General features: G+C 68.6%; 9 protein-coding genes. 4 read left to right on the top strand and 5 right to left on the bottom strand.

Features of this window, described 5'->3' with window-relative positions:
• On the bottom strand, window positions 1-4959 hold a 4959-nt coding region (locus FKV25_RS03955), incomplete at its 3' end, for an NAD-glutamate dehydrogenase (protein ID WP_141517497.1).
• Window positions 4960-5165: 206 nt separating this feature from the next.
• On the bottom strand, window positions 5166-6362 hold the full coding sequence (locus FKV25_RS03950) for an acyl-CoA dehydrogenase family protein (protein WP_342777159.1): 1197 nt from the start codon (window positions 6360-6362) through the stop codon (window positions 5166-5168).
• A gap of 166 nt (window positions 6363-6528) precedes the next feature.
• Here FKV25_RS03950 and FKV25_RS03945 point away from each other — a divergent pair, with 166 nt between their 5' ends.
• From FKV25_RS03945 to FKV25_RS03930, 4 genes are read left to right on the top strand one after another with little or no spacing between them, the layout of a single operon-like run.
• Window positions 6529-7500 (top strand): ArsR/SmtB family transcription factor, encoded by a 972-nt coding sequence (locus FKV25_RS03945; protein WP_141517495.1) that lies wholly within the window; start codon window positions 6529-6531, stop codon window positions 7498-7500.
• Window positions 7501-7502: 2 nt separating this feature from the next.
• Window positions 7503-8603, top strand: a complete 1101-nt coding sequence (locus FKV25_RS03940) for a homocysteine S-methyltransferase family protein (protein WP_141517494.1) — start codon at window positions 7503-7505, stop codon at window positions 8601-8603.
• Complete coding sequence (metH, locus tag FKV25_RS03935) at window positions 8600-11287, top strand: methionine synthase (RefSeq protein ID WP_141517493.1); 2688 nt, start codon at window positions 8600-8602, stop codon at window positions 11285-11287. Before FKV25_RS03940 ends, metH begins: the two co-directional genes overlap by 4 nt.
• Window positions 11284-12441: a prephenate dehydrogenase gene (locus FKV25_RS03930; protein WP_141517492.1), complete on the top strand. Its 1158-nt coding sequence runs from the start codon at window positions 11284-11286 to the stop codon at window positions 12439-12441. Before metH ends, FKV25_RS03930 begins: the two co-directional genes overlap by 4 nt.
• 13 nt (window positions 12442-12454) lie before the next feature.
• Here the strand turns inward: FKV25_RS03930 and FKV25_RS03925 are convergent, their stop codons facing one another.
• From FKV25_RS03925 to FKV25_RS03915, 3 genes are read right to left on the bottom strand one after another with little or no spacing between them, the layout of a single operon-like run.
• Window positions 12455-13075 (bottom strand): DUF2058 domain-containing protein, encoded by a 621-nt coding sequence (locus FKV25_RS03925; RefSeq protein WP_141517491.1) that lies wholly within the window; start codon window positions 13073-13075, stop codon window positions 12455-12457.
• Between the two features lie 12 nt (window positions 13076-13087).
• Complete coding sequence (locus FKV25_RS03920) at window positions 13088-13324, bottom strand: SlyX family protein (RefSeq protein ID WP_141517490.1); 237 nt, start codon at window positions 13322-13324, stop codon at window positions 13088-13090.
• Between the two features lie 4 nt (window positions 13325-13328).
• Complete coding sequence (locus FKV25_RS03915; RefSeq protein ID WP_141517489.1) at window positions 13329-14666, bottom strand: UDP-glucose dehydrogenase family protein; 1338 nt, start codon at window positions 14664-14666, stop codon at window positions 13329-13331.
• Between the last annotated feature and the right edge of the window lie 44 nt (window positions 14667-14710).

The following is a 14710-nucleotide window of genomic DNA, read 5'->3' as shown; positions in this document are numbered from 1 at the left end:
GTCGATCGACTTCTGGTTCACCAGCTCCGTCAGCATCGCCTGGGTGAAGCGCAGCGAGGCATCGTCGCGCTTGAGCCAGTCCTCGACCTTGGCACGCGCGGGCTTCTTGCCGCCCGTCGACAGGATCTGCCCGACCAGGGCACGCTGCTGGATGCCCAGCTCGTCCCGCAGGGCGCCGCGGGCCAAGGCCTGCCAGCGACCGTCGACCTCCAGGGCGTCGATCTGCTCGTACAGCCAGGGCATGTGCAATGCCGCACCGAGGCTGAAGTAGGCACTGGCCACCTCGGCCGGGGGCATGCGCCGCGCGTGCGCGATCTCGACGATGTCGCAGGCGAACTCCAGCAGCGGCAGGGCGGCCAGCTGTTCGGCCAGCGGGCCCGGGAAACCCTTGCGTCGCCATTCGGCCTGGCGCTGCTCGAAGCCCTCGCGACGGACCTCCGACATCGACTCCGGGAGGGCCTTGCGCACGGCCTCCAGGCCATCGCCGTAGCGGGCCATCGCCTCGGTGATCTCGGGGATGGCGCCCGGTCGCGACAGCAGCCAGCGCGACATGCTGCGCATGAGGTGCCAGATCACCTGCAGGGCGTCGATCTGCACCGATTCGGCGACCTTGCCGTCGGCGGCATCGATCTGTGCCCAGAGGCCGCGCGCGTCGATCGCCTCGCGGGCGATGGTATAGGCCTTGGCGACCTCGGCGGCGCTGCGCCCGGTGTCCTCCTGCATGCGCAGGGTGAAAGTCGCGCCCATGCGGTTGACCATCGAGTTGGTCACCGCGGTGGCGATGATCTCGCGCTTCAGCCGGTGCTGCTGCATGCCCTTGGCGTACTTCTCCTGCAGCGGTTGCGGGAAGTAGCGCACGAGTTCCTTGGACAGGTATGGGTCCTCGGGGATGTCGGACTCGAGCAGCTGCTGGTAGATCACCAGCTTGGCGTAGGACAACAGCACCGACAGCTCGGGGCGTGTGAGCCCCTGGCCGCGCGACTTGCGCTCGGAGATCTCGGCATCGCTGGGCAGGTACTCGATCTGGCGGTCCAGCAGGCCCTGCGACTCCAGGGTGCGGATGAAGTGCTGCTTGGAACCCAGGCGCGGCACGCTCATCCGCTCCATCAGGCTGATGGCTTGGTTCTGGCGGTAGTTGTCGACCAGCACCAGGGCCTCGACCTCGTCGGTCATCGCCGCCAGCAGCTTGTTGCGCGCGGGCACGGTGAGCTTGCCAGCCTGGACCTGGCCGTTGAGCAGGATCTTGATGTTGACCTCGTGGTCGGAGGTATCCACGCCGGCCGAGTTGTCGATGAAGTCGGTGTTGAGCAGCACGCCATGCAGGGCCGCCTCGATGCGGCCCAGCTGGGTCAGGCCCAGGTTGCCGCCCTCGCCCACCACCTTGCAGCGCAACTCGCGGCCGTTGACCCGCAGCGCGTTGTTGGCGCGGTCGCCGACGTCGGCATGGGTCTCGCTGGCGGCCTTGACGTAGGTGCCGATGCCGCCGTTCCAAAGCAGGTCGACCGGCGCGCGCAGGATGGCGCTCATCAGGTCGTTGGGGCTCATCGCCTCGACCGACTCGTCGATGCCCAGGGCTTGGCGGGCCTCGCGGGAGACGGCGATCGACTTCGCCGTGCGCGGGAACACGCCGCCGCCCTTGCTGATCAGCGAGGCGTCGTAGTCGGCCCAGCTCGAGCGCGGCAGCTTGAACATCCGCTTGCGTTCCTTGAACGTCGCCGCGGCGTCCGGGTCGGGATCGATGAAGATGTGGCGGTGGTCGAACGCGGCGACCAGGCGGATGTGCCTGCTCAGCAGCATGCCGTTGCCGAAGACGTCGCCGGACATGTCGCCGATGCCGACGGCGGTGAAGTCTTCCTTCTGGCTGTCCCTGCCCAGGGCGCGGAAGTGGCGCTTGACCGACTCCCAGGCACCCTTGGCGGTGATCCCCATGCCCTTGTGGTCGTAGCCGACCGAGCCGCCCGAGGCGAAGGCGTCGTCGAGCCAGTAGCCGTGTTCGCGGGCGATGCCGTTGGCGATGTCGGAGAAAGTCGCCGTGCCCTTGTCGGCCGCGACCACCAGGTAGGGGTCGTCCTGGTCGTGCCTGACCACGTCGAGCGGCGGCACGACCTTCCCCTCGACTAGGTTGTCGGTGATGTCGAGCAGGCCGTTGATGAACATCCGGTAGCAGGCCACGCCCTCGGCCCAGACCGCGTCGCGGTCGCCGCCCTCGGGCGGGCGCTTGCTGATGAAGCCGCCCTTGGAGCCGACCGGCACGATCACGGTGTTCTTGACCATCTGCGCCTTCACCAGGCCCAGCACCTCGGTACGGAAGTCCTCGCGGCGATCCGACCAGCGCAGGCCGCCGCGTGCCACCGGGCCGAAGCGCAGGTGGATGCCCTCCACGCGCGGGCCGCAGACGAAGATCTCGCGGTAGGGCCGCGGCTTGGGCAGGTCCGGCACCTCGGCCGAATCGAACTTGTAGCTGACGTAGCCCTTTTCGGCGCCGCCGGCACCGGACTGGTAGTAGCTGGTGCGCAGGGTCGCGTCGATCACGCCCATGTAGCTGCGCAGGATGCGGTCCTCGTCGAGGCTGGACACGCGGTCCAGCAGCGCGAGCAGCGCCTTGCGGGTGGCCTCCACCTGGCGCTCGCGCTTGCCCTCGCGCGCCTCGACCACCGGCTCCAGCGCAGCCACCGTGGAGGCGTCGCCCTGGGCAAGGGCCTCGATCTGCGCCTTGAAGCGGGCCATGCCGGCCTTGATCTCGGCACGGCTCTCGTTGCCGGTGTTGGGATCGAAGCGAGCCTCGAACAGTTCCACCATCAGGCGCGCGAGCAGCGGATAGCGGGCGAACGTCTGCTCGACGTAGGCCTGCGAGAACGGCACGCCGACCTGCAGCAGGTACTTGCAGTAGGCCCGCAGCATCGCGACCTGCCGCCACGACAGCCCGGCGGCGAGGATGAGGCGGTTGAAGCCGTCGTTCTCGGCGTTGCCGCGCCAGATCTGCCCGAACGCTTCCTCGAAGGCTTCACCCAGCTGGCCAACGTCGATGTCACCGCCGGTGGTCTCGACCTCGAAGTCCTGGATGTACAGCGGGGTCTCGTCGGGGACGATGCGGAACGGGTGCTCGGCAATGACGCGCAGGCCCATGTTCTCCATCATCGGCAGCGCGTCGGAGAGCGGGATGTCGTCGAGCTGGCGATAGAACTTGAAGCGCAACCCGCCCTGCCCCGGATGCGCGCGGCACAGGCTGAGGCTCAGGTCGTCCGGGCCGCGCAGACCGGCCAGGTGCTCGACGTCGTTGACCGCCGCCTCGACGCCCGAGTGCTCGATATAGCCGGCCGGCAGGGCACGGCCGTAGCTGTTGCCCAGCTGCAGGCCCTTGTTTTCGCCATGCCGGCGGACGAGCGCGTCGCGCAGGTCGTCCTGCCAGTTGCGCACGATGCGCGCGAGCTCGGCCTCGATCGCGGCATGGTCGATCTGGATCGCCTCGCCGGACTTGGGGCGCACGATCATGTGCAACTGCGCCAGCGGCGATTCGCTGAGCATCACGTTGGTGTCGATGTGCTCGCCGTGCAGCATGCGCTTGAGCATGGCCTCGATGCGATGCCGGACCTCGGTGTTGAAGCGGTCGCGCGGGATGTAGGCCAGGCCGGAAAAATAGCGCCCGTAGCGGTCGCGGCGCAGGAACAGCTTGCTGCGCACCCGCTCCTGAAGGCCCAGGATGGCCATCGCGGTGTGCAGCAGCTCTGGGCCGCTGGACTGGAACAGCTCGTCGCGCGGCAGGGTCTCGAGGATGTGCCGCAGGGCCTTGCCGTTGTGGCTGTCCGGCGCAAGCCCGGAGTGCGCCATGACGTACTCGTGGCGCTCGCGCACCAGGGGAATGTCCCAGGGGCGGCTGGTGTAGGCGCTGGAGGTATACAGGCCAAGGAAACGCTGCTCCTTGACAGGCTTGCCGTCGCCGTCGAAACCCAGCACGCCGATGTAGTCCATGTAACCGGGCCGATGGACCGTGGCACGGGCATTGGTCTTGGTGAGGATCAGCGCATCGACCGCGCCCGACTGCGGCATGTAGTGCGCGGCGAGCGAGGTCAGCAGGCGCGGCTTGCCGACATCGGCCTCGCGCAGCAGGCCCAGGCCGCTCTCCTTGACCGCGCGCAGGACCTCGACGCCCTTCTGCTTGACCACTTCGTACTCGCGGTAACCCAGCAGGGTGAAGTGGTTGTTCGCCGCCCAGTGGAGGAAGGCCTGCGCCTCCTGGCGGCCGGCCTCGTCGATCGGCGCGACGCGATCGGTGAAGCTGTCGGCGATCTCCACCATCCTGTCGCGCATCTTTCGCCAGTCATCGACGATCGCACGCACGTCGGCGAGCACGGAGGCGATCGCCTGTTCGACCATCGGGATCGCATCGGCGGCCTGCCGGTCGATCTCCAGGTGCATCAGCGATTCGCCGGTGCCCTCGCCCACTGCCAGGAGCTTGCCGCTGCGGTCGCGCTTGAACTCCACCACCGGGTGGCCCAGCACATGCACGCCGATGCCGAGCTCGGCCAGGCGCATGGTCACCGAGTCGACCAGGAACGGCATGTCGTCGTTGGCGATCTGCAGCACCGTGTGCGGCGACTCCCAGCCCTGCTTGGCCAGGGTCGGGTTGAACAGGCGGATCGACGCGTGGCGCGGCTTGCGCGAGCGGGCGAACTCGAAGAAGTCGCAGGCCAGTGCGGCCCAGCCATCGGCCGAATGCATCGGCAATTCGTCGTCCTCCATGCGCTGGTAGAACGCGCGCGCGAAGGCTTCGGCCTCATCGTGGCGCGCCTTCGGCAGGCGCTTGCGCATCTGCGCGATGATCGGCGCCAGCGACACGCTGTCGACCAGCTCGCCGCCTGCGGCGACGCGCGTGCCGCCTTTCGCGGTGGAGGGCTTCGCACGCTTGCTGGCCGGGGCCTTGGGGGAGGATTTCTTCTTCGCTTTGTCGGCGGTGCTCATGGAAACAGTGTGTCCATTGCAGTGAGGCCCGCGCTTTCGCGCAGGCCGTCGGGTTTCAGGAGTGGGGGGCGCGGCTATTGCACGCCAACAGACGTGAACACGAACTGATGCCGGCGGCGCCGACATCAATACGCACGCGCACGGTCTCGCCGCGACGCCCGTTACCGGCGGTCGACGCGGCGATGCCCGTGCACGCGTTCATGGCGTCAGCGCAGGCCGGTCTCGTTGCGGGCGATGACCAGGCGCTGGATCTCGCTGGTGCCCTCGTAGATCTCGGTGATCTTGGCGTCGCGGAAGTACCGCTCCAGCGGCATCTCCTTGGAGTAGCCCATGCCGCCATGGATCTGCACGGCCTGGTGGGTGATCCACATCGCCGCCTCCGATGCGGTGAGCTTGGCGATCGCGGCTTCGTTGCTGAAGCGGCCGCCGTTCTTCTCGGTCTCGCCCTTGGTCCAGGCCGCGCGCAGGGTGAGCATCAGCGCCGCGTCCAGCTTGCATTTCATGTCGGCGATCTTGGCCTGGGTCATCTGGAAGGCGCCGATCGGCTGGCCGAAGGCCTTGCGCTCGCGGACGTACTCCAGGGTGGCCTCGTAGGCGGCACGGGCGATGCCGATGGCCTGGCTGGCGATGCCGATGCGGCCGGCGTCGAGCACGCCCATGGCGATCTTGAAGCCGTGGCCCTCGTCGCCCAGCACGTCCTCGGCGCGGGCGACGTAATCGGTGAACTCGATCTCGCAGGTCGCCGAGGCGCGGATGCCCAGCTTGGGCTCGGTCTTGCCGCGATGGAAGCCCTCGCGCTGGGTGTCGACCATGAACGCGGTGATGCCGCGGGCCCCCTTGTCGGGTTCGGTCATCGCGAACAGCACGATGTAGCGCGCCACCGGGCCGGAGGTGATCCAGCTCTTCTTGCCGTTGATCACGAAGCTGCCGTCGGCCTGCTTCACCGCCTTGCAGCGCATGGCGGTGGCGTCGGAACCGGACTGCGGCTCGGTCAGCGCGAACGCGCCGATCTCCTTGCCCTCGGCGATCGCGCGCACGTAGGTCTGCTTCTGCTCCTCGGTACCGAACTTGAGGATGCCGTTGCAGAACAGCGAGTTGTTCACCGACACGATCGTCGAGTGGGCGGCATCGCCGGCCGCGATCTCGATCATCGCCAGCACGTAGCTGATCGGATCCATGCCCGCGCCGCCGTACTCGGCCGGCACCTCGATGCCCATCAGGCCGTTCTCGCCGAGGGTGCGGATGTTCTCCAGGGGGAACTCGCCCGTCTGGTCGTGGTGCTCCGCGCTCGGGGCGATCTTTTCCTGGGCGATGCGCTTGGCAACGTCCTGGATCATCAACTGCTCTTCGGTAAAGCTGAAATCCACGTCTGCACCTCGACTCTTGTCTTCTAGACAGGCAATCGGTGAATTGTAGCGATCCCGGCCCGATAACCCCAGTGCGCGGGCGATGCGGGCTTGACCCCATCGCCGGGCCGAATCACACTTATCGCTATATCGCGATGATATGATGAATAAACAGGCGCCGCTTCCGTCGATGCGGCGCCCCGCCCCCGATCAGGAGCCCCCGATGGACCTCGAAGGCTGGTCATCCCGACTGAAAGTGTTCGCCGACGCGACCCGGGTGCGCCTGTTGGCCCTGCTCGAGCACGAGGAGCTCACCGTCGCCGAACTTTCGGCGATCACCCGCCTGGCCCAGCCACGGGTCTCGACGCACCTGGCCAGGCTCAAGGAAGCCAACCTGGTGCGCGACCGCCGCTCCGGCGTCTCGGCCTACTACCGCTTCGAGGACTCGGCCCTCGACCCGGCCCAGCGCGCGCTCTGGCAGACGCTGCGCTCGGGCAGCGACGACCCCCTGCTGCGCCAGGACGCCGAGCGCGTTCCCGGCGTGCTCGCCATGCGCGCTGCCGACCAGAACTGGGCCGACTCGGTCGCCGGCGACATGGAGCGCCATTACTCCCCGGGCCGTACCTGGGAGGCCATGGCGCGGTCCGCCCTGCCCCTGCTCGAGCCCGGCGACGTGCTCGACATCGCCTCCGGCGACGGCGTGCTGGCCGAACTCATGGCCCCGCACGCCAACCGCTACGTCTGCCTGGACGCCAGCAGCAAGGTCGTCAACGCCGCCACCGAGCGCCTGCGCCGCCTGGGCAACGTCGAGGTACAGGAAGGCGACATGCACGACATCCCCTTCGCCGAGGCCAGCTTCGACCTCGTGGTGCTGATGCATGCCCTGACCTATGCCGAACACCCGGGCCAGGCCGTGGCCGAGGCGGCGCGCGTGCTGCGACCGGGCGGCCGCCTGCTGCTCACCAGCCTGGCCCGGCACGGGCACCAGAGCACGGTCGAGGCCTTCGGCCACGTCAACCTGGGATTCACCGAGAAGGAGCTTTCGCGATTCGCCGACAGGGCCGGCCTGGACATCGTGAGCTGCGACACCGTGACCCGCGAGCGCCGGCCACCCCACTTCGAAGTCATTGCGCTGCTCGCACGCAAGCCCGCCGCCCGCGCCCGCGAGCCCCGGCCCCCCCAGAAGAAGAGCTGATCGTGGATACCCTTCCCTGGCTGAACCCCACGCGCGCGGAGTCGCTCGAGCGCTGCCTGCGCGAACGCATCCTCGTCATCGACGGCGCGATGGGCACGATGATCCAGCAGCATGGCCTGGAGGAAGCCGACTACCGCGGCGAACGCTTCGCGGACGGCTTCGACCTCGAGCACGTCCCGGAAGCCGGACACGCCCACGGCCCCGGCTGCGGGTGCGCCCACGACCAGCGCGGCAACAACGACCTGCTCAGCCTCACCCGACCGGACATCATCCGCGACATCCACGCGCAGTACCTGGCCGCGGGCGCCGATCTCGTCGAAACCAACACCTTCAACTCGACCACGATCTCGCTGGCTGACTACGGCCTCGAGCACCTGGCCCGCGAACTGAACGAGACCGGCGCGCGCCTGGCGCGGGAAGCCTGCGATGCCGCGGAGGCCGAAACCCCCGATCGCCCCCGTTTCGTGATCGGCGTGCTCGGCCCGACCAGCCGGACAGCTTCGCTGAGCCCGGACGTCAACCGCCCCGGGTTCCGGGCGATCAGCTTCGACGAACTGCGCGTCGCCTACCGCGAAGCCACCGACGGCCTCGTCGACGGCGGCGCGGACGCGATCATGGTCGAGACCGTCTTCGACACCCTCAACGCCAAGGCGGCCCTGTTCGCGATCGAGGAAGCCTTCGAGGCGCGCGGGTCACGACTGCCGGTGATGGTCTCGGGCACGATCACCGATGCCTCCGGCCGCACCCTGTCGGGCCAGACCGCCGAGGCCTTCTGGTACTCCTTGCGCCACGCGCAGCCACTCTCGATCGGCCTCAACTGCGCGCTCGGGGCCAGGGACCTGCGCGTGCACGTGGACGTGCTCGCGCAGATCGCCGATGCCTATGTCAGCACCCATCCCAACGCCGGCCTGCCCAATGCCTTCGGCGGCTACGACGAGACCCCGGAGGACATGGCCCTGGTGCTTGGCGACTTCGCCCGCGCCGGGCTGCTGAACCTGGTCGGCGGCTGCTGCGGCACGACGCCGGCGCACATCGCCGCCATCGCCCACGCGGTCGGCGGCCACGCGCCGCGGGTGCACCCGCGCCTGGAGCAGGCCGCGTGAGCACCCTGCCCCGTTACACCCGCCTCAGTGGCCTGGAGCCGCTGCAGATCACCCCGTCGACCAACTTCGTCAACGTGGGCGAGCGCACGAACGTCACCGGCAGCGCGAAGTTCCGCAAGCTGATCAAGGAAGACCGTTACGACGAGGCGGTGGAGATCGCCCGGCAACAGGTGGACAGTGGCGCCCAGGTCCTCGACGTCAACATGGACGAGGGCCTGCTCGACTCCGAGAAGGCGATGGTCGACTACCTCAACCTGATCGCCGCCGAGCCCGACATCGCGCGGATCCCGGTGATGGTGGACAGCTCCAAGTGGAGCGTCATCGAGGCCGGGCTCAAGTGCCTGCAGGGCAAGGGGATCGTCAATTCCATTTCGATGAAGGAAGGCGAAGCGGAGTTCCTGCGCCAGGCGCGGCTGGTGCGGCGCTATGGCGCCGCGGTGGTGGTGATGGCCTTCGACGAGGTCGGCCAGGCCGACACCATCGACCGCAAGGTCGAGATCTGCTCGCGTGCGCACGCGTTGCTGACGGGCCGGGTCGGCTTCCCGCCCGAAGACATCATCTTCGACCCCAACGTATTCGCCATCGCGACGGGCATCGAAGAGCACGACAATTACGCGGTCGACTTCATCGAGGCGACCCGTGAGCTGAAGCGCCGGTTCCCGCTCAGCCACGTCTCCGGCGGCGTGTCGAACGTGTCGTTCTCGTTCCGCGGCAACGAGGTCGTGCGCCAGGCGATCCACGTGGTGTTCCTCTACCACGCGATCCGCGCGGGCATGGACATGGGCATCGTCAATGCCGGCGCCCTGCCCCTGTACGACGAACTGGACCCGGAGCTGCGCGAGCGGGTCGAGGACGTCGTGCTCAACCGGCGCCCCGACGGCACCGAGCGCCTGCTGGAGATCGCCGAACGGTTCAAGGGCCGCAAGGGCGAGAAGAAGGTCGAGGACAAGGCCTGGCGCGAGAAGCCCGTCCGCGACCGGCTGTCGCACTCGCTCGTGCATGGCATCGACCAGTACATCGAGGTCGACACCGAGGAAGCGCGCGCACAGGCCGTGCGCCCGCTGGACGTGATCGAGGGCCCGCTGATGGACGGCATGAACGTCGTCGGCGACCTGTTCGGCGCGGGCAAGATGTTCCTGCCCCAGGTGGTCAAGTCCGCGCGGGTGATGAAGAAGGCAGTGGCCTACCTGCTGCCCTACATCGAGGCCGAGAAGCTGCGCACCGGCGACGTCGGCAGGAACAACGGCAAGATCGTGCTCGCCACCGTCAAGGGCGACGTGCACGACATCGGCAAGAACATCGTCGGGGTGGTCCTGGCCTGCAACAACTTCGAGGTCATCGACCTGGGGGTGATGGTGCCGGCCCAGACCATCCTCGACCGGGCGCGCGAGGAGAAGGCCGACCTGATCGGGCTCTCGGGCCTGATCACGCCCTCGCTGGAGGAGATGAGCCACGTCGCCCGCGAAATGTCGCGGCAAGGCTTCCAGACCCCGCTGCTGATCGGCGGCGCCACCACCTCGCGCGCGCACACGGCGTTGAAGATCCACCCGCATTACGACTCCCCGACGGTGTGGGTGAAGGACGCGTCGCGCGCGGTGGGCGTGGCGCAGTCGCTGATCAGCCCCGAACTTCGCGCACCCTTCGTCGCCGCCAACGACGCGGACTACGCCGAGATCCGCGAGCGCCACCGCAACCGTGGCAGCGGCAAGCGCCTGGTGTCGCTGGAAAAGGCGCGTGCGCAGGCCTTCGACGGTGGCTGGGACGACTACGTCCCGCCCGCGCCGGCCAGGCCGGGCCTGCACGTGCTGGACGACTTCCCGCTCGAGGACCTGCTTGAATACATCGACTGGTCGCCGTTCTTCAACGCCTGGGAACTGGCCGGGCGCTATCCCGCGATCCTGACCGACGAGGTGGTCGGCGCGCAGGCCAGTGAGCTCTATCGTGACGCCCGCGCGATGCTGGACAGGATCGTCGCGGAAAAGTGGCTGACCGCGCGCGGCGTGTTCGGCCTGTGGCCGGCGAACGCCGAGGGCGACGACGTCCGGGTGGACGTCGACGGCACGCGCTTCGACCTGCATTTCCTGCGCCAGCAGGTCGACAAGCCGGTCGAGCGCCCGGATTTCTGCCTGGCCGATTTCATCGCCCCCGCCACCAGCGGCAAGCAGGACTGGATCGGCGGCTTCGCGGTCACCGCGGGCATCGGCATCGAGCCGCACGTGGCCCGCTTCGAGGCCGACCACGACGACTACAACGCGATCATGCTCAAGGCCCTCGCCGACCGCCTGGCCGAGGCCTTCGCCGAATGCCTGCACGCCCGCGTGCGCCGCGAATACTGGGGCTATGCGAGCGGCGAGACGCTGGACAACGAGGCGCTCATCGACGAAGCCTACGTCGGCATCCGACCCGCCCCCGGTTACCCCGCCTGTCCGGAACACAGCGAGAAGCAGACGCTGTTCACGATGCTCGGCGCGCAGGCGCGGATCGGCATCACGCTCACCGAGAGCTTCGCGATGTATCCCACCGCCGCCGTATCGGGCTACTACTTCAGCCATCCGGGCAGCCAGTACTTCGTCGTCGGTCGCGTCGGCAAGGAGCAGGTGGAGGACTACGCGCGGCGCAAGGGGGCGACACTCGCGCAGGCCGAGCGCTGGCTGGCCTCCAACCTCGACTACGACCCCGAATGACGCCCTTGCCCGGCCCCTCCGGCAGCCCACCCGTGGTCGGCATCGTCGGCCGGCGGGGCGCCTACGGCCGCTGGCTGCAGCGCTTCTTCGAAGAGCGCATGGGCCTGCAGGTGATCGGCCGGGACCCGGCCGGCGACGAGGACCTCCCGGTCGACGAGCTGGTCGCACGGGCGGACGTACTGGTGTTCAGCGCGCCCATCCGCGTTACCCCGGCCTTGATCGGCGAGTACGTCGAAGCCGGGAATGGCCGGGAAGCCGGGCACCTGTGGATGGACCTCACTTCCATCAAGCAACGCCCGGTGGAGGCGCTGCTCGCCTCGCAGGCCGAGGTGGTGGGCCTGCACCCGATGGCGGCACCGCCACCGACCCCGACGTTGCAGGGCCGGGCGATGGCGGTCTGCCCCGCCCGCCTGGACCGCTGGCGCCCGTGGCTCGATAGCTTCCTGTCCGCGACCCGGGCCGAGCGCATCGACGTGTCCCCCGAGCACCATGACCGCGCGATGGCCCTGGTCCAGGGGCTGACGCACGCCAGCCACATGGCGCAGGCCAGCGTCCTGCGCCGGCAGGCCCCCGCGCTCGGCGGCCTGGACGCCCTGCGACCGCTGCGCACGGTCGGCCATGCGCTCGACCTCAGCGTCAGCGCCCGCATGCTCGCCGGCAATCCGGGCATCTACACCGACATCCAGTTCGACAACCCGCACGTGCTGCCGGCCATCGAGCAACTGGCCGAGGCGGTCGGTTTCCTGCGCGCCCAGTTGCGCAGCGGCGACGCGGAGGCGCGCCAGGCGGTGCGCTCGCAGTTGCTGGAGGAGTCGGCGACGTTCTTCGGCGCGCCCGTGCTGGCCGCCGGCAGCCAGGACTTCGAACGCCTGGGCTACCTGCTCGCCGACCTGGAGTCACCCGACTTCCTGAGCGTGTTCCTGCCCGAGGACGCGCCGGGGTCGCTGCGGCGCCTGCTGCACGTGTTCGAAGAGCACGCGGTGAACATCGAGTCGATCCATTCCTCGCGCTCACCCGAGGGCGAGCTCCATTTCCGTATCGGCCTGGACCGCGGCTGCCTCGCCGGCCTGCCGGCGGACACGCTCGCACGACTGGCCACCGCGCTTGAAGCCGGGGGCATCGGTCGCGTCACCGCGGGCGACCGGCGCGACTGAACGCGCGCGCGGGCTACCACACCAGGTCGTCGGGCACCTGGTATTGCGGATCCGCGTAAGGGTCGTCCTCCGCCGGCGCATCGGGGTCGACCTTCAGCGCGATGGCGGGGGCGAAGATCGCCTCGGCCTGCGCGAGCAGTTCGGCGGTGACGAGCAGGTAGCGTCCTTCCTGCTGGATGACGCCCAGCTCGCCGGCATTGAGGGCCTTCAACTGGTCGGCGCTGACGTAGATGCGCTTGATCTTGCCGCCATAGGGAAAATGGCGAGCGATGTCGGCGTCGTCGCGATTGAGCGACTTGCCCTTGACCAGCTCGGCCACGCGGGCGCGCGCCTCGCGACGCTGGCGCGCTTCCTCCTGGCGGGCCTTCTCGGCGGCGATGCGTTCGTCCTTCTCGCGCTGGGCCCGGATCGCATAGGCCTTGGCGAGGTCGATGTCTTCCTGCGAACGCGGCTTGCGCCCGCCGGAGGACGCACCCTTGCGCGGGTCCTTGCCGGGTGCCTTCCCGGGCGCCTTGCCCGGGGCAGTCCGGCCGCGTGCGCCACGCGTGTCGTCCTTGCGCGCCGGCTTGGGCTTCTCGGCTGCCGGGGCCTTGAAACCCAGGCCAAGCAGCTGGTTGCGAAGTGTGTCGCTCATCGTCGTCGCGGATCAGTAATGGGGCGGAGGCGGTTCCTGGCCGGGGTCGGCCGAGAGACCGCCCGTCGACAGGGTCGCGCGCAATTGCTTCAGCTCGTCCAGCGCCCGGTGCAGCAGCAGCGCATTGCGAGCCTCCTCGTCCCGGGCCGCGGCCAGGGCGTCGCTCAGTTCATTGAGGGCGTGTTCCTGGAACGCGATCCGCGTCTCCAGGTCGACCATGCGCCTCGCAAGCTCGTCGTTCAAGGTCATCGGGTCAACGCGCCACCGAGCGCCCGCGCCCGATGCCGTAATAGGCGATGCCGGCCGCCTCGACTTCATCGGGGTGGTACAGGTTGCGACCGTCGAAGATCACCGCGTCGGCCACGGCCTGCCGGATGCGGGGGAAGTCCGGGCTGCGGAAGGGCTTCCATTCGGTGACCACCACCAGCGCGTCGGACCCGACAAGGGCGCCGTTGGCCGATTCGCACAGGACCAGGTCGTCGCGCTCGCCGAAGATCCGCTGGGCTTCGTGGCTGGCCTCCGGATCGTAGGCGCGCACCTGTGCGCCGGCATCCCACAACTGTTGCAGCAGGCGCCGGCTGGACGCTTCGCGCATGTCGTCGGTGTTGGGCTTGAACGCCAGGCCCCACACGGCGAAGGTCTTCCCCTTCAGCTTGCCACCGTAGTGACGCTCGATCAGCTCGAAGAGATGCTTCTTCTGGTGTTCGTTGACCGACTCCACCGCGTTGAGCAGGCGCGGATCCATGCCATGCGACTGGGCCGTGCGCGCGAGCGCCTGCACGTCCTTCGGGAAGCACGAGCCGCCGTAGCCGGCGCCGGGGTAGATGAAGTGCCAGCCAATGCGGGGATCGGAGCCGATGCCCTGGCGGACCATCTCCACGTCGGCGCCGACGCGCTCGGCGATGTTGGCGATCTCGTTCATGAAACTGATCTTGGTCGCCAGCATCGCGTTGGCGGCGTACTTGGTCAGCTCTGCCGAGCGGACGTCCATCACCACGATCCGCTCGTGGTTGCGGTTGAACGGCGCATACAGGCGCTTGAGCTTTTCCACAGCGGACATGTCGGTCGCGCCGATGACGATGCGGTCCGGACGCATGCAGTCGTTGACCGCGTCGCCTTCCTTCAGGAACTCCGGGTTGGAGGCCACCGCGAAGTCGATGTCGACGCCGCGCGACGCCAGCTCACCGGCAATCGTCGCCTGCACCTTGTCGGCGGTCCCCACGGGTACGGTGGACTTGTCGACAATGACCGCGGGGCGCGACAGGTGGCGGCCGATGGTCCTCGCCACTTCCAGTACGTAGCGCAGGTCGGCGCTGCCGTCTTCGTCCGGGGGCGTACCGACGGCGACGAAGAGGATGTCGCCATGCGCGATCGCGACTTCGGCATCTGTCGTGAAACGCAGTCGGCCCGCAGCGTGGTTGGCCTTGACCATCGGCTCCAAACCCGGCTCGAAGATCGGCACGACGCCGCGGTTCAGGCCTTCGACCTTGACCTCGTCGACGTCGACGCAGACCACGTCATGGCCCACGTCGGCCAGGCAGGTACCGGTGACCAGGCCGACGTAACCAGTTCCGAATATCGTCACGCGCATAGGGCGGGCATTGCTCCAGGTGGCAGGGGTGGTTCCGGTCGTAG

This window comes from Marilutibacter aestuarii (assembly GCF_006546775.1).
Taxonomy (GTDB): domain Bacteria; phylum Pseudomonadota; class Gammaproteobacteria; order Xanthomonadales; family Xanthomonadaceae; genus Marilutibacter; species Marilutibacter aestuarii.
The sequence above is the reverse complement of the archived record's forward strand: the minus strand, read 5'-3'. Positions and strand labels throughout refer to the sequence as shown.